The sequence below is a fragment of the Photorhabdus temperata genome, from assembly GCF_025384845.1.
Lineage (GTDB): Bacteria > Pseudomonadota > Gammaproteobacteria > Enterobacterales > Enterobacteriaceae > Photorhabdus > Photorhabdus temperata.
This window is the reverse complement of record NZ_JAJAFX010000052.1, coordinates 1-15,824: the sequence shown is the minus strand read 5'-3', so window position 1 is coordinate 15,824 and position 15,824 is coordinate 1. Positions and strand designations below refer to the sequence as shown.

13 protein-coding genes are annotated in these 15,824 nt (G+C 42.7%); 7 read left to right on the top strand and 6 right to left on the bottom strand.

The window, feature by feature from the left end; genetic code table 11:
- Nucleotide 1 precedes the first annotated feature (1 nt).
- The 3 genes from nagZ to LGZ99_RS17950 all read left to right on the top strand — a co-directional run bounded on the left by nagZ (nucleotide 2) and on the right by LGZ99_RS17950 (nucleotide 2,845).
- Nucleotides 2-1,024, top strand: a complete 1,023-nt coding sequence (gene nagZ, locus LGZ99_RS17960) for a beta-N-acetylhexosaminidase (RefSeq protein ID WP_021324606.1) — start codon at nucleotides 2-4, stop codon at nucleotides 1,022-1,024.
- A 13-nt stretch (nucleotides 1,025-1,037) separates the two neighbouring features.
- The gene (locus LGZ99_RS17955) at nucleotides 1,038-1,274 is read left to right on the top strand and encodes a helix-turn-helix domain-containing protein (protein WP_021324605.1); all 237 of its coding nucleotides are present in this window, start codon (nucleotides 1,038-1,040) and stop codon (nucleotides 1,272-1,274) included.
- A 266-nt stretch (nucleotides 1,275-1,540) separates the two neighbouring features.
- The gene (locus tag LGZ99_RS17950) at nucleotides 1,541-2,845 is read left to right on the top strand and encodes an NAD(P)/FAD-dependent oxidoreductase (RefSeq protein WP_021324604.1); all 1,305 of its coding nucleotides are present in this window, start codon (nucleotides 1,541-1,543) and stop codon (nucleotides 2,843-2,845) included.
- 86 nt (nucleotides 2,846-2,931) lie between these two features.
- Here the strand turns inward: LGZ99_RS17950 and LGZ99_RS17945 are convergent, their stop codons facing one another.
- From LGZ99_RS17945 to mfd, 5 genes are all read right to left on the bottom strand, one after another.
- Nucleotides 2,932-4,599 carry a S8 family peptidase gene (locus LGZ99_RS17945; protein WP_036838716.1) on the bottom strand — a complete coding sequence of 556 codons (1,668 nt, stop codon included), beginning with the start codon at nucleotides 4,597-4,599 and terminating at the stop codon, nucleotides 2,932-2,934.
- A 211-nt stretch (nucleotides 4,600-4,810) separates the two neighbouring features.
- Nucleotides 4,811-5,239 (bottom strand): N-acetyltransferase, encoded by a 429-nt coding sequence (locus LGZ99_RS17940; protein WP_036838719.1) that lies wholly within the window; start codon nucleotides 5,237-5,239, stop codon nucleotides 4,811-4,813.
- 110 nt (nucleotides 5,240-5,349) lie between these two features.
- Nucleotides 5,350-6,195 carry a TauD/TfdA dioxygenase family protein gene (locus LGZ99_RS17935; protein ID WP_023046197.1) on the bottom strand — a complete coding sequence of 282 codons (846 nt, stop codon included), beginning with the start codon at nucleotides 6,193-6,195 and terminating at the stop codon, nucleotides 5,350-5,352.
- A 12-nt stretch (nucleotides 6,196-6,207) separates the two neighbouring features.
- Nucleotides 6,208-7,185, bottom strand: coding sequence for an L-tyrosine isonitrile synthase (pvcA, locus tag LGZ99_RS17930; RefSeq protein ID WP_023046198.1), 978 nt, complete (start codon nucleotides 7,183-7,185; stop codon nucleotides 6,208-6,210).
- Nucleotides 7,186-7,711: 526 nt separating this feature from the next.
- Nucleotides 7,712-11,158: a transcription-repair coupling factor gene (mfd, locus tag LGZ99_RS17925; RefSeq protein ID WP_036838722.1), complete on the bottom strand. Its 3,447-nt coding sequence runs from the start codon at nucleotides 11,156-11,158 to the stop codon at nucleotides 7,712-7,714.
- 198 nt (nucleotides 11,159-11,356) lie between these two features.
- Between mfd and lolC the strand changes: the two genes are divergently transcribed.
- From lolC to cobB, 4 genes are all read left to right on the top strand, one after another.
- Nucleotides 11,357-12,559 (top strand): lipoprotein-releasing ABC transporter permease subunit LolC, encoded by a 1,203-nt coding sequence (gene lolC / locus LGZ99_RS17920; RefSeq protein ID WP_036838725.1) that lies wholly within the window; start codon nucleotides 11,357-11,359, stop codon nucleotides 12,557-12,559.
- Nucleotides 12,552-13,256: a lipoprotein-releasing ABC transporter ATP-binding protein LolD gene (lolD, locus tag LGZ99_RS17915; RefSeq protein WP_036838728.1), complete on the top strand. Its 705-nt coding sequence runs from the start codon at nucleotides 12,552-12,554 to the stop codon at nucleotides 13,254-13,256. Before lolC ends, lolD begins: the two co-directional genes overlap by 8 nt.
- Nucleotides 13,256-14,503, top strand: coding sequence for a lipoprotein-releasing ABC transporter permease subunit LolE (gene lolE, locus LGZ99_RS17910; protein ID WP_036838731.1), 1,248 nt, complete (start codon nucleotides 13,256-13,258; stop codon nucleotides 14,501-14,503). Before lolD ends, lolE begins: the two co-directional genes overlap by 1 nt.
- A 91-nt stretch (nucleotides 14,504-14,594) precedes the next feature.
- Nucleotides 14,595-15,437, top strand: coding sequence for a Sir2 family NAD+-dependent deacetylase (gene cobB / locus LGZ99_RS17905; protein WP_036838734.1), 843 nt, complete (start codon nucleotides 14,595-14,597; stop codon nucleotides 15,435-15,437).
- 74 nt (nucleotides 15,438-15,511) lie between these two features.
- Here the strand turns inward: cobB and LGZ99_RS17900 are convergent.
- Nucleotides 15,512-15,824 (bottom strand): RNA-guided endonuclease InsQ/TnpB family protein (locus LGZ99_RS17900; protein ID WP_262979408.1); only part of this gene is annotated, 313 nt, incomplete at its 5' end.

Sequence of the window (15,824 nt, the reverse complement as noted above, 5' to 3'; positions counted from 1 at the left end):
TATGGGTCCGGTAATGTTAGATGTTGTCAGTTATGAACTTGATAATGAAGAGAAGGAAATTTTGCAACATCCATTAGTGGGCGGTTTAATTCTGTTTACTCGCAATTTTCATGATGTTGAGCAATTACGTGAATTGGTACGTCAAATTCGTCAGGCATCCCGTCATCGTCTTGTGATTGCCGTTGATCAGGAAGGTGGCAGAGTTCAGCGTTTCCGTGAAGGATTCACCTGTTTACCAGCGGCCCAGTCTTTTGCTGGATTGAGTGATAATTTCAATGGCATTAAATTGGCGGAAGAAGCGGGTTGGCTGATGGCGTCTGAAATGATTGCAATGGATATCGACATCAGTTTCGCGCCTGTTCTGGATTTAGGTCATCAATGTGCAGCTATTGGTGAACGTTCATTCCATGAACATCCTGAGCAGGCCAAGATGATGGCAGAGCATTTTATTAAAGGAATGCATTCTGCCGGTATGAAATCGACGGGTAAACATTTTCCGGGGCATGGTGCGGTTAATGCTGATTCTCATAAAGAAACGCCCCACGATGATCGTCCGCTGGACGTTATTTGTTGTCATGATATGTCTATTTTCCGTGATTTTATCCAGCGTAATTTGTTGGATGCGATTATGCCGGCTCATGTGATCTATTCTCAGGTGGATAAGCATCCTGCCAGCGGATCGTCATATTGGCTGAAATCGGTACTGCGTCAGCAATTGGGCTTTAATGGTGTGATATTTTCGGATGATCTCTCTATGGAGGGGGCGGCGATTATGGGCAGTTACGCTGAACGCGGGCAGGCTGCGCTGAATGCAGGTTGTGACATGATCCTAGTGTGTAATAACCGTGACGGGGCGGTCAGTGTGCTTGATAACTTGCCTCAGACCAAAGCAGAAAAAGTCTCGGAATTGTATCATCAGGGCGGCCAATTCAGCCTGAATGAGCTAAAGAATTCAAAACGCTGGCAGCAGGCTAATAAAGCATTAACGGTTTTACATGAGAAATGGCAGTGTTGTGTTCGGTGAGGGATGTTAAGAGATGGCAAGATATGATGAAAATGATTTTGAAATCGGTTCAGGCAATGTTTTTGCTGATCTAAATTTACCTGGCGCCGAAGATATGAAAATCAAAGCTGATTTGGCTATTCAGATCATAAATACAATTGAAAAACTGGGGCTTAATCAAACAGAAGCGGCAAAACGCATGGGACTATCACAGCCGCGAATTTCTGCTCTATATAACGGAAAATTTCTCAACTTGTCTGAGAAGAAATAGGGGAATGCCAAGGGAATACGGGGGAGTTACATACTCCCCGTTTATCGAGCCAAATCCAATCAACTGAAAATAAATTGACAATCTTTATGATTGATGTTTATTTCTTCAAAAGAATTTTATGTTGTTCAATTTTGGTATGACCCACTAACCAGCCGTGGTATTCTGGAACTATCACATCAGTTATTTATTTCAAACTAAATGTTATCTAAGGATATTGTTTTAATATCCTTAGATAACATTTGATTTACATTTTTAGTGGAGTAGTCATGTCAACACCAAAGAAGAGAATTGTGATCATTGGTGGCGGTGCTGGTGGTTTGGAACTGGCAACCAGTCTGGGGCATAAGCTGGGGCGCAAAAAGAAAGCAGAAATTGTGCTGGTGGATCGTAACCAAAGTCATTTATGGAAGCCGTTATTACATGAAGTCGCGACAGGATCACTCGACGATGGGGTTGATGCGTTGAGTTATCTGGCTCACGCCCGTAATCACTATTTCAGTTTTCAATTAGGCACGTTGACCGATATTCATCGTGACACCAAAAAGATTTCTTTGGCTGAGATCCGGGATGAATATAACGAGGTGTTGGTTCCTGAACGTGAACTGAGTTATGACATTCTGGTTATGGCTCTGGGCAGTAAATCTAATGATTTTAATACGCAAGGTGTGAAAGAACACTGCATCTTCCTGGATAACCCACAACAGGCGCATCGTTTCCATAATGAAATGCTGAACCTGTTTCTTAAATACTCAGCAAGCAGTGGTCAGCAAGATAAGGTTAATATCGCTATCGTTGGGGGTGGGGCAACAGGTGTTGAGTTATCAGCAGAATTGTATAACGCGGTAAAACAGCTTAACAGCTATGGTTTTGAGGGACTGAGTTCAGAAGCACTGAATGTGACGTTAGTGGAAGCGGGTGAGCGTATTTTGCCTGCATTGCCGGCACGCATTTCTGCTGCGGCACATCAGGAGCTGACAAAACTTGGCGTTCATGTATTGACCAAAACTATGGTAACCAGTGCTGATGAGCATGGATTGAATACCAAAGAGGGTGAATTGATTAAAGCGGATCTCATGGTATGGGCGGCGGGTATCAAAGCACCTGATTTTATGAAAGATATTGCCGGCCTTGAAACTAACCGGGTTAATCAACTGGTAGTGAAGCCAACGCTGCAAACGACATTTGATGACCATGTTTTCGCCATTGGTGATTGTGCATCATGCCCGAAGAAAGAAGGGGGTTTTGTTCCTCCAAGGGCACAGGCGGCTCACCAAATGGCTAGCCGTTGCCATAGCAATATTATCGCGTTGTTGAATGACAAACCGTTAAAAGAATATATCTACAAAGATCATGGATCTCTGGTTTCATTATCTAAATTCAGTACGGTTGGTAGCCTGATGGGTAATTTAATGCGTGGTTCAATGATGATAGAGGGGCGTGTGGCTCGTGCTGTCTATATTTCATTATATCGAATGCATCAGGTAGCTTTGCATGGTTATATTAAAACTGGCTTGATGATGTTGGTCGGTGGAATTAACCGTGTGATCCGTCCACGATTAAAATTGCATTAATTATTTAATCGATATAAGGCCACTCGTGAAATAATGAGTGGCCTTGATAAAGCATCACTTATTTAGTTTGAAATAATTTATCTTAATTAAGAAAACAGACGATCAATTAATTTGAAAGCATTTGCAACATTTGGGCGAGAACCCATTCCCTGTAGTTCTCCGGTTGAAAAGCCACTATTTTTAATCAGTGTTGCTATCTGAGAGCAATTAAAATATCTGTGATATTTTAATTTAGCATAGGATTGAACGAGCGCTAACGCACCGGAAACTAAAGGTGTTGCACTGGATGTCCCATTATAACTACGAGTGTAGTTTCTATTATTTCCTGGCAGGCGCTGTAAGTTTGAATATCCAGTGGTTGTGACATTTTCACCCCAGGAATTTAAACTGGTATGGAGATTATGATTGGAAAAACCTAACCTGTATCCATTAATTGATGTACAGGCACCAATCATAATACCGCCAGGATCGCCATAATTAGGGAAGGTGAAATCATAGGCTAAATTAATACCGCCATTACCGGCAGAAAAGATAATAATTGCACCTGCGTCAACACAGCTTTTTATTTTCTGCCAATTAGACTTGATATAGGTAAAAGGGTAATATCTATTATTGGCGACAATTTGAATATTTAAACTAATAATATCTCCTGGTGAAAAACTATATATTATTCTGTCAAAGTCATCAATGTCATAAAAACGGAAATGACATTCGTGAGCTATACCTGTCACACCAAATTCATTATTCTTTGCTGCAATACATCCGGTGGACGCTGTACCGTGGTTACAGTCTTGTGTTTCAGGGCGGCTGTTGATCACAGTAATATTACCAACCAAATCTTCATGGTTTCGGTAAACACCAAAATCAAGATGGTGCACAGTGATACCCTGACCTTTATAACCCGTAGCCCAGGCATTTCTGATATTCATCCCATTGTATTCGTCTAAATACCCTTGTAGATATGAAAAATCAGGCGTAATGATATGAGAATCAAATTCGGCAATCACCTCTTCTGTTTTAGATAAAAGCAGAGGAGGTGGAGGCTGATATTTTAAAACAGGAGTGAGAGAACAATACTCGATATAATCCAGTTTTTCCAATTCATCGGCTAACTTGACTAAATCAGAATGGTTAATATCCGCTTCTATTTTGTAAAGATAAGTTAATTTATTGAATTCTTGGGTTTTCCAGGTTTTTTTATCAAAATCGTCTTTATTAAAAACAGGTTTTATCTCCATTTTATGTTTAGATGCATTAAAAACAGGTAATGAGTCAGTTTTTTCAGCTGCTAATCTTTTTAATCCATCTGGGAAAAACATGATTTCAAGATTGTACTTAAAATTATCATTTGGAATATGATTGCTTCCTTTTAAAGAAATAATATTATCTTCAGACTGTGTTTGTTTGAGTAATGGATAGCTAATATCATTGCTTTCATCTCTAATGATTTTATTTATTTCTCTATCTATATCAAACAGAAAATCTGATTCTTTTATTTCTATATTTTCTGGTGGAAGTTTTTTAATTACTTTTCCATTCTCAATGATAGTGGTTTCTATTGTGTAATTTGCGGGTTTAAGTGAGGTAAAACAAGCTAATTGATTATCGTCACTATAATATTCATATATATCTTTTGTGTCTGAATCTATTAACTTGTATTTTATTTCTATGTTGTCACTCATTTCACCATAACATTTAAGATATAGATTACCGTCGAATTTTGCAGATTTAAAGTACTCAAGGGATATGGACATTGTCATTCTCCTCTTTGGTTAATTGCCTCCTTATTATAACTACAAATGTGTATTTCATATTATTATTATTTCTTAGTCCACTATTCTGTTAGGGAGTGGCTGTATTATCTGTATTGATTATTACTGAATGTGATTTTATATTGAATATATAGTTCTGTTCGTTTGGAATTTATCTCTCATTGGAGTGGATGGTGGGTTTTAATTAATAAAATCAGGTATGAATATATTCCATGAATAGTGCAGGGTTATTCGTATTTTTATCTATTGTTTCTCCTTTTTCTACGAAACCACAGCTAAGATAGAAACCGATAGAGTCCTTATTTTGACAATAAACCTCTAATTCCAGTTTATTTCGTAGATTTTTGGCATAATTGATCAGCTGCTTACCGATACCTCTTCCTTGCGCTGATGGTGAAACAAAGATAGCAGCAATACGGTTTTCGTATAGGCTGAGAAAACCTTTCACAAAGCTTTGTTCTTCAAATACATAGGTTTCTGACGATGGGATATAGATATTGCGCATATCATCTGTTTTGCTTTTCCAAAAATCAGCATCAATGAAATTATGGGCAATCAATGATGCTGATAGCCAGATATCCAGAATAGTATCCATATCCTGTGTGTTAAAAGGGCGGATCATGATTGACTCCCAACAGATTTATATTCTGTTTCAGTTGATAGTTACATTGTAGTGGCAGAGTAACCAATAACTACAATGGGAGTCAAGATAATGGATCTTTCCTGCTCTTTCTACGCTATTAATGCTTGATTGTTAAAGACGGGATCAGATTGAATATGGATCCTCTGTAAATGTCGTTCTGATTTAGACGTAAATCCTTCTCGCCCATGTAGCAGAGAGAAATTATCCACAATCACTAAATCGCCTTTTTGCCATGCATGAGCGTATAAATGGCGTTTATCGTATAGCGTATTGATAAAATCCTGTTGAAATTCTGCTACCTGATCAGGATTGATATTATGATACTCAATAGCATGTTTATTTAGGAATTTCTCACCATCTACCGCGGGTTCATTATATCTGATGACAAATCCATTTCCATCGGGATGTTTTTCCAATAAAGGAGAATGGACTTCGCCACCATAATGAGTGACTTTATTAATGCGATAAGTAACAGATATATTTTTCCATTGTTCTAATTGCTGCTGAGTCGCATTAGCAACCACAAGGCGGGTATTGACGAAGGTTGTTCTGCCGCCTTGGTCACTGTCTGGCGCATGTGCGCAATGGAACATAATAAATTCGGGAATGGTCGGTTTATACATGCCGTCCCAGTGAAGCGGCATATAACTGTTATCAAATACGTGATCGGTCGTATCCTGATGTTCACGAACATCTAAAATAGCACCGAACGGCCACATCATTATTTCTCCCCAATCACGGGCATAATCTTCATATTTCTCGTGATCAGATAAGTCAGATTTGAAGCCACGTAATATAAGCAAATGATGTTTTTTAATCAGTTGTTTTAATTCTTCTACTGATAGCGTATCAATATGCTGGTCGGAATATTGTGGTGTAATCTTCAGGCCAAAAGGCGTTATCTCTTCTGTCTGAAATTTGTTTAAATCTGTCATAGTCATTTTCCTTTAAATTACATAATGGCTGGGTTTTCCATGAATATTTACTAATTTTCCGCCCATCATCTGAACTTCTTTATGTTTCATTAATATAAACTGCCCATTTACATTGGCTGCAACGCCATGCCAGGGGGTTAACCAATCATCCCTGGTTGGCATCATATGAATACCGAGTTTAATGCTGTCTGCTGGCTGAGGATGAATAGACAGACGTATGGCTTCAGGGAAATGGGTATCTAATAAACTTCCCCATGCCCAACTGCGTTGAATAACACCGATAGCTCTCTGTTTGGCATCTTTTTGCAGGGCATTGTTTGATCCGGTATAGCCGGGTAATAAGCTGTCTTCATATAAAAAGCGGGTAACCGCGCGATACAATTGCAATCCATCACTGTTTTGCAACAGTTGATTTTTAATGGATTCTTCAGTTCGGGCGTAATGTTTTACTAACATATGCCTCTGTAAATTGAAATCATCACTATGCTCGCAGAGGTTCTTATCGTCATTGAGATTAAATGTGCTTAAGTTTATAGCGCCCATCTCATTGATTAATTGTTTAATATCTTCATGATATTGACTGATAACTTCATCACTGACACGAATTAAATCACCGAAAACATGCCCATCTGAACAGATAATAATACGGGCTCCAAGAGGATAATAAAGCTGTATACGCTGGCACAAAGAATTAAGAAAAGTCAAAGATAAGCGTTCTGCCATATCGGGAGCAGTGCCAAGCACTTTATTTTTATTCGGTGATTTTGTTGGGAATGCCGGCAAAATAAATTCGATAGGTTTTTTATTCCTGATGAAATACGCGATTCTGGGTAACTGTACGCTTTTAACAAGCTTTTCTTCTTGCGCTAAATCTCTTTCTGAATCGGTAAGACGCCTGCGGTATTGTAACAACTCATGTAAAATCTGCATGGAAATATTGCCAGAAGAAACATTATCAGAAGTGACGTTATTGTAAGTGATACTTTGCATAATGACTATTTCTCATATTTGTCGTGAATATCTATTCTTTGCTAAAACAGATAAATACGAGTTTAACTAATTGGTATAGACGAAGTGTAAAATAATGCAATTAAAATATAATATAATATTTAGGAATAAATAATAATTTATTTTCTAATAAACAATATGTTTGAATATGATTTTTATAATTACTCAATATATTTGATTGATTGTTGCAATAAGGCACAGTTTTCCTAGGTTATTAGAATTTTACATAACTGGTACGATCTCTATAATTAGATACTACTTAAGGTTAGGTAAGGTAAGCGAAATGAGGTTATTGCCCCATTTTATATTAGCGATTTTTCTGAAATTTATCGTCAATAAGACGAGTGAGACGTATCTTTATTTTATTTAATGTATTATTTCGGGTTATGAAATGTGTGAGTTACATAAGTAAGGATTATGATTATTGTTTCAGAATAAGTATTAATGAGTAAATTACAGCACTTCCCCACGGACTGATAATCAATCACAGGGGAAGTAAAAAAACAGCTTAAAAACTTACTTGATGGTGTTCAAAAGTACTCATTAACTGCTGAATAAACTCCAGACGCGCCATCCTCTGGTTCAGGTCAGTAATGAATTTCAGTTTAGCGGGGCCATCCAGCCGGTAAATCTCAGGCTGTTTCTGTAACAGGCTGATCAGATAAGTTGGATCAACTTTATTTTTCTCACTAAATTCGATGAAACCGCCTTTTTCATGGGCTTCTATGCGCTTAATCCCTAATTTCTGAGCAGATAAGCGAATGGCCGCTGATTGTAATAAATGGCGCCCAGGATCAGGTAATATGCCGAACCGGTCTACCAATTCAACCTTTAATTCTGCCAATTCTGATTCGTCTCTGGCGCTGGCAATGCGTTTATAGAAAGATAAACGCATATTGACATCAGGAATATAACTATCAGGCAGTAAAACAGGCATACGCAATTCAACCTCTGTCTGACTATTCGCCAAGTCTTCAAGTGAAGGTTCACGACCTGCTTTTAATGCATTGACAGCACTTTCCAGTAGCTCCATATAGAGTGTGAAGCCAATAGTTGTCATCTGGCCGCTTTGTTCTTCACCGAGAAGTTCACCGGCTCCGCGGATCTCAAGGTCATGGGTCGCCAGTGCAAAACCAGCGCCCAAATCTTCAAGGGAAGCGATTGCTTCCAGACGTTTGTGCGCATCGGTTGTCATGGCTTTCGGATGTGGTGTCAAAAGATAAGCATAAGCCTGATGATGAGAGCGTCCGACACGCCCTCGCAGTTGATGCAATTGAGCCAGGCCGAAATGGTCAGCACGTTCGATAATGATGGTATTGGCGCTTGGAATATCAATGCCTGTCTCAATAATGGTGGTACAAATCAGGACATTAAACCGCTGATGATGGAAATCGGTCATCACCCGTTCCAAATCCCGTTCACGCATTTGCCCATGACCAACGGCGATCCGTGCTTCTGGCACTAACTCCTCGAGGCGTAGTTTTGCTTTCTCAATATTTTCAACATCGTTATAGAGGTAGTAGACTTGACCACCGCGCAAAATTTCACGCAACATAGCCTCCCGAACAACCAGGCTGTCATATTCGCGCACGAACGTTTTGACCGCCAGGCGACGGGCGGGCGGTGTCGAAATGATCGAGAGATCCCGCATACTACTCATTGCCATATTGAGCGTTCGCGGAATAGGAGTTGCGGTAAGTGTCAGAATATCCACATCGGCGCGCATCGCTTTGATCTGCTCTTTATGGCGAACACCAAACCGGTGTTCCTCATCGACAATTAATAAACCAAGATCTTTCCAGCGCAGGCCACTTTGCAGCAATTTATGAGTACCGATAATAATATCGACTTTACCTTCGGCTGCCATCTCAACGACTTGCTGCTGTTCTTTCGCGCTGCGGAAACGGGATATCATTTCAATACGTACCGGCCAATTAGCAAAGCGGTCACGGAAATTATCAAAATGTTGTTGAGCCAGAAGCGTTGTCGGAACCAATACCGCCACTTGCTTGTCATTATGGACGGCCAGAAATGCAGAGCGCATTGCAACTTCGGTTTTACCAAATCCCACATCGCCGCAAACCAAGCGATCCATCGCTACGGGTTGACACATATCATTGAGGACAGCGTTAATCGCTTGCTCTTGGTCTGGCGTAGTTTCAAATGGAAAGCTCTGACAGAACAGTTGGTATTGTTCCCAATCATGCTTGAAAGCAAACCCTGGTTTTACGCTACGGTGAGCATAAATATTAAGCAGCTCCGCAGCCACATCGCGTACTTTTTCAGCCGCTTTTTGGCGGGCCTTGCTCCATGCCTCTCCACCAAGTTTATGTAATGGCGCATTTTCATCCGCGCCACCCGCATAGCGGCTAATCAGGTGCAGGGAAGACACCGGAACATAGAGTTTGTCTTCACCGGCATAACTCAGGATCAGATATTCAGCCTTGATCCCACCTGCTTCCAGAGTGGTTAACCCCTGGTAACGGCCAACGCCATGTTCCAAATGGACCACTGGCTGACTGGGGTGTAGTTCTGCAAGGTTACGGATCAGGGTATCTGTATTGATCGTACGGCGGGTATCCTGACGGCGGCGAACAACACGCTCACCGAGCATGTCACTTTCACAGATCAGAGCAAACGCATTCTTTGCATCAATAAAACCCTGTTCAGCCGCACCAATCATCAAAAAGTAGCCTGATTGTTGTGCTTCATGTAATTTGCTGATTTTAATTGGCTTAATCTTTATTCGTGACAACAATTCTTGCAATGTTTCTTTTCGGCCTTCGCTCTCAACGGAGAAAATAACGCGGCCACTGAACTGTTCAAGGAAACGGCGAAGCTTATCCAGTGGCGCCTTATTTTGTGCAACAACGGCGAGATCCGGCAGTCGCTGATAATCAAGATTGATGTGGTTGGCTTTTTTACTGAGCTCTTCCGTTTTGAGTTGAATGCGGGGCCAGTTTTTGAGTTCGGAGAATAGCTTATCAGCCGGAAGCCAAAGTTCTTCCGGTGGTAAAAGAGGACGCATGGGGTCAACTTTACGGCTCGCAAAACGTTGTTGAGCATCTTGCCAGAAACGTTCCGCGGCGGGGTTTATTTCTTGATTAATAATCAAGGTGTTGTCTGGCAGATAATCAAATAGCAAAGGCAAGGGTTGGTTGAAAAACAGGGGTTGCCAATATTCTATTCCTGCGGGTAATGTCCCTTTACTGACTTGCTGATAGATGTGTTCACCGTCACGACGGACTTCAAAACGTTCTCGCCACTGGCTGCGAAACAGTTCAATAGTCTCTTTATCCGTTGGAAATTCATGAGCGGGCAGTAAGTTGATTTGCTTGACCTCGGTCAGCGTGCGTTGGCTGTCAACATCGAAAATTCGCAGACTATCAATTTCATCATCGAAAAAATCAATACGATAAGGGTGCTCGCTTCCCATTGGAAAAAGATCAAGCAGGGCGCCACGGGTAGCAAATTCGCCATGTTCTAGCACTTGTTCAACACTGCGATAGCCCGCCTGTTCCAATTCCGTACGCAGTTTATCCCGCGAAAGCCTCTGACCTTTGCACATAACCAGCGCATGTCCGCGAAGAAATTCATGCGGGCAAACCCGTTGCATTAAGGTATTTATTGGCAGGATTAAAACACCTTTGGTCATTGTTGGCAGGCGGTAGAGTGTGGACAGGCGATGGGAAATAATTTCCTGATGAGGAGAAAAACTGTCATACGGCAATGTTTCCCAGTCAGAAAGGAGATCAATAGGACAATCGGTAAACTGATGGATTTCGTCATGCAGACGTAAAGCGTTTTGCATATCCTTGGTTATCAGTACTACAGGGCCTTGATGGCGTTCGACAATTTCAGCACACTCTACAGCACAAGCTGCGCCAGTAAGTTGACCTAACTGGCGGCTATCACCGCGGCGTTCAGGAAGTTCATAACGGTATTTTGAGGACATAAGCGTTAATGTGTTCTCTATGATTCAGTCCATTCCCAACAGATTTTTCGACTCATAATGGTCTTAAAGTAAACACGCTGGCAGGTTGAGAGAAAATAAAAAAAACCACAGATCTGGGCGTTGGTGGTTCCATAAAGTATAGCTACCCTTTATTATCCTCGAACACTTTGCTTTGGCAACAGGGGAGTAACAGATTTCATGTTTCAATCTGTCTCATTATTTATAGGTTTGCGGTATATGCGTGGCCGTGCGGCTGACAAATTTGGCCGGTTTGTTTCATGGCTGTCGGCAATTGGTATTACTCTCGGTGTTGCTGCATTAATTACAGTACTGTCCGTGATGAATGGTTTTGAGCGTTCACTGGAAACCAGTATTCTTGGTTTTATGCCGCAGGCTATTGTGACGTCGGTGAATGGTTCTTTGGATCCGGAAAAGCATCCGGCCAGCGAGCTTGCGGATTTGAAACAAGTTAGCAGGATTACACCTTTGGTGGTGGGAGATGTCGTATTACAAAGCCCCCGCAATGTTGGTGTGGGCGTGATGTTGGGTATCACTTCTGATGAATATGAACCGCTGACGGAATATTTGATCAGCACTTATCGTCAGCAACTTGAACCCGGCAGCTATAATGCGATTTTGGGCGAAAAACTGGCCGGGGAGCTTGGGGTAAAACGTGGTGATCGGGTCCGCTTTATGGTGCCGGGGGCAAGCCAATTGACACCGATGGGGCGTATTCCCAGTCAGCGTCTGTTTACGATTGTGGGTACTTTTGCTTCTAACAGTGAAGTAGACGGCACACAGGTTCTGGTTAATCAGCAAGATGCGGCTCGTCTGATGCGTTATCCGCAGGGTAACATCACCGGCTGGCGCCTCTATCTCACAGAACCCTTGGCTGTAGATAGTTTGAGCTTACAAACTATGCCTGAAGGATTGTTGTGGAAAGATTGGCGTGAACGTAAAGGTGAATTTTTCCAGGCAGTAAGGATGGAAAAAAATATGATGGGTTTACTGTTAAGTCTGATTATTGCTGTAGCTGCATTCAATATCATTACTTCGCTTGGCTTGCTGGTGATGGAAAAGCAAGGTGAAGTGGCGATTTTGCAAACACAGGGGCTGGTACGCCGTCAGATTATGACCGTTTTTATGATCCAGGGAGCCGGTGCCGGGATCATCGGTACATTACTGGGAACCGGGCTTGGTGTTCTGCTTTCCAGCCAGCTTAATAACTTAATGCCATTGGTTGGTCTGTTAACCTCAGGTGTTGAATTGCCTGTTGCGATTGAGCCATTACAGGTAGCCACAATTGCCATTTCAGCGATGGTTATCGCCTTGTTATCTACGTTATATCCTTCCTGGCGTGCTGCTGCCATTCAACCTGCTGAGGCTTTGCGTTATGAATAATCAACCATTACTGCTGTGTAATAATTTGTGTAAAAAATATCAGGAAGGGCAAGTACTGACCGAAGTACTGAAAAATGTCACTTTTGCTATCAAACAGGGTGAAATGATGGCGATTGTCGGGAGTTCCGGCTCAGGTAAGAGTACGCTTCTGCATTTGCTCGGGGGATTGGATACACCGACCTCCGGTGAAGTCCTTTTTAAAGGGCACTCTTTGAATAAAATGTCCTCCAAAGCCAGAGCAGCGCTGCGCAACCATGAATTGGGTTTTATTTATCAGTTTCACCATTTGTTGCCTGATTTTAACGCAATAGAGAATGTGGCTATGCCTCTGCTGATTGGCGGAAAAAACCGCAGCCAGGCACAGAAGAAAGCATTGGAAATGTTGGCGGCTGTTGGTCTGGAGAAACGGGCCCATCACCGCCCGTCAGAATTATCAGGGGGTGAACGCCAGCGAGTGGCGATTGCCAGAGCCTTAGTTAATGAGCCTTCTTTAGTTTTGGCTGATGAACCTACCGGTAACCTTGATTTACGTAATGCAGATAGCGTTTTTGAATTATTGGGCGAGCTTAACAGACAGCAAGGCACAGCATTTCTGGTTGTCACCCATGATTTGACACTGGCTGGCAGATTGAATCGTCAGGTGGAGATGCAGGATGGTTATTTACAGGATAAATTGACCCTGGCGGGGGCATTGTAATGGCGAATTTGCCTCTCTCTTTAGTCACTGCTCTGCGATTCAGCCGGGGGCGCCGCCGTGGTGGAATGGTATCCCTGATTTCAGTGATTTCCACGCTGGGGATTATGCTTGGTGTCGCTGTTCTGATTATTGGTCTGAGTGCCATGAATGGTTTTGAGCGCGAATTGAGAAACCGGATCCTTTCGGTCGTTCCTCATGGTGAAATCTATGCAGTTAATCAGCCTCTTGAGCATTGGCGGCCGGCATTAGAACGGGTAAAAAACACAATCGGCATAGTTGCTGCTTCACCTTATATTACTTTTACCGGATTAATGGAAAAAGGCGTCAGCTTACATGCTGTTCAGGTGAAAGGTGTTGATTTAGTCACTGAGGCCCAAGTCAGTTCATTACCACAGTTTGTACAAGGTAATGCATGGCAAGACTTTCAGGCGGGTCATCAACAGGTCATTCTTGGGCAGGGCGTTGCTAATGCTTTGAAGGTTAAACAGGGCGATTGGTTGACTGTCATGATCCCGAACAATGATCCGGAAATGAAACTGTTGCAACCAAAGCGGATACGTTTACAGGTTAGCGGAATTTTTCAGCTAAGTGGCTTACTTGATCACAGCCTGGCGTTGATTCCTTTGGCTGATGCACAGCAATATTTGGATTATGGTCAGGGGATCACCGGAATTGCGATCAAGGTTGATGATGTGTTTGCCGCTGATCAACGGGTACGGGCTGCCGGTGAAGCCTCACAAGAATATGTTTATATCAGTAGTTGGATAAGAAATTACGGTTATATGTATCAGGATATTCAGATGGTACGCGGCATTATGTATCTGGCGATGATTCTGGTGATTGGCGTAGCGTGTTTTAATATCGTTTCTACACTGGTCATGGCGGTAAAAGATAAAAGCAGTGATATCGCTATTTTGCGAACCCTCGGCGCGAAAGATGGGCAAATCAGAGCGGTTTTCCTCTGGTATGGATTATTGGCGGGTATGGTAGGCAGTATTGCTGGCGCGGTAGTCGGCGTGGTGGCATCACTGAATCTGACGGCCCTGATTCATGGTTTGGAAAAGCTGATCGGCCATCAATTTCTTTCCGGTGATGTTTATTTCATTGATTTCCTGCCATCTGAGCTACATAGCATGGATGTGCTGTATGTTCTGGCGACGGCTTTGATTCTGAGTTTACTGGCAAGTTGGTATCCGGCCAGACGGGCAAGCAGACTTGATCCGGCGCGGATTTTAAGTGGGAAATAATCAGCCGGCTATTGGCATGAGCTAAACAAAGGCGCTATGGTATAAAAAATAGAAACCTAAGCAGTACTAAGAAATCTTATAAGGAAATCATATGCGTGTTCGTCGTCGGCTTGGTCGGTTTCGTAAGGTTAAGCGTTTGCGGCATCAGAGGTTTCGTAGTCGAATTTTCTATAGGGATAATCGATTGGCACTGAATATGAAAAAACCTTATGTAGTGGTATTGACTGGCGCGGGTATTTCGGCTGAATCGGGTATTCGGACGTTCCGCTCCTCTGATGGACTATGGGAAGAACACCGGGTGGAAGATGTTGCTACACCGGAAGGTTTTCAGAAAGATCCGGAACTGGTACAGGCATTTTATAACGCCCGGCGTCATCAGCTTCAGCAACCGGAAATAAATCCGAATGCGGCGCATTATGCTTTGGCTGTCTTGGAAAATGAGCTTGGTGATCATTTTCTGCTGATTACCCAGAATATCGATAATCTTCATGAGAGGGCGGGCAGCTATCGCACGGTGCATATGCATGGTGAGTTACTCAAAGTCCGTTGCTGTCAGTCCGGGCAAGTGTTCGATTGGGCAGGTCCTCTGACGACTGATGAACGTTGCCATTGTTGTCAGTTTCCATCACCATTGCGTCCGCATATTGTTTGGTTTGGTGAAATGCCTTTTGCTATGGAGCAAATCTACTCTGCATTGGCTCAGGCGGATATTTTCATTGCTATCGGCACTTCCGGGCATGTTTATCCTGCGGCTGGATTTGTGCATGAAGCTAAACTGGCAGGGGCACACACAGTAGAGCTGAATCTGGAGCCGAGTCAGGTAGAAAGTCTGTTTGATGAAAAGCATTATGGGCCAGCCAGTAAGATAGTGGATGAATATGTCCAAAAGTTGATTGATAGGATAAAAGAATTTAAAGCTGATTTGACGCAATAATTATTCTGTTTCTCTTCCTCATATTGACATCCTCCCCCACTTTCGCACTTCGTGACTCAAGAGGGGGATCCCCGTTAGTGGGCGACGGCTGATCGCTCTGCGTCTGGTTCCTGCTTCGACGGGCGGCCTGACTGCACCCTCCCTCCACAGGCAAGCACGGCATGTCCTGCCGCTAAAATGTTACGAGCGCCGTTTACATCTGCGTTCGCGGTATATCCACACACCTGGCACACGAATTTACTCTGTGACAAGCGGTTCTCTTTTGCTGTATGACCACAACATGCGCACCGCTGGCTGGTGTATGCCGGAGGGACTGCCAGTACCTGACCGCCGCGCCAGCGCTGCTTATATTCTAGCTGACGGCGCATTTCATACCAGCCCTGATCC

Bases quoted from the DNA above. Each gene is read 5' to 3' on its own strand.
- nagZ (WP_021324606.1), top strand. From the start codon at position 2: ATGGGTCCGGTAATGTTAGATGTTGTCAGTTATGAACTTGATAATGAA.
- LGZ99_RS17955 (WP_021324605.1), top strand. From the start codon at position 1,038: ATGGCAAGATATGATGAAAATGATTTTGAAATCGGTTCAGGCAATGTT.
- LGZ99_RS17950 (WP_021324604.1), top strand. From the start codon at position 1,541: ATGTCAACACCAAAGAAGAGAATTGTGATCATTGGTGGCGGTGCTGGT.
- LGZ99_RS17945 (WP_036838716.1), bottom strand. From the start codon at position 4,599: ATGTCCATATCCCTTGAGTACTTTAAATCTGCAAAATTCGACGGTAAT.
- LGZ99_RS17940 (WP_036838719.1), bottom strand. From the start codon at position 5,239: ATGATCCGCCCTTTTAACACACAGGATATGGATACTATTCTGGATATC.
- LGZ99_RS17935 (WP_023046197.1), bottom strand. From the start codon at position 6,195: ATGACAGATTTAAACAAATTTCAGACAGAAGAGATAACGCCTTTTGGC.
- pvcA (WP_023046198.1), bottom strand. From the start codon at position 7,185: ATGCAAAGTATCACTTACAATAACGTCACTTCTGATAATGTTTCTTCT.
- mfd (WP_036838722.1), bottom strand. From the start codon at position 11,158: ATGTCCTCAAAATACCGTTATGAACTTCCTGAACGCCGCGGTGATAGC.
- lolC (WP_036838725.1), top strand. From the start codon at position 11,357: ATGTTTCAATCTGTCTCATTATTTATAGGTTTGCGGTATATGCGTGGC.
- lolD (WP_036838728.1), top strand. From the start codon at position 12,552: ATGAATAATCAACCATTACTGCTGTGTAATAATTTGTGTAAAAAATAT.
- lolE (WP_036838731.1), top strand. From the start codon at position 13,256: ATGGCGAATTTGCCTCTCTCTTTAGTCACTGCTCTGCGATTCAGCCGG.
- cobB (WP_036838734.1), top strand. From the start codon at position 14,595: ATGCGTGTTCGTCGTCGGCTTGGTCGGTTTCGTAAGGTTAAGCGTTTG.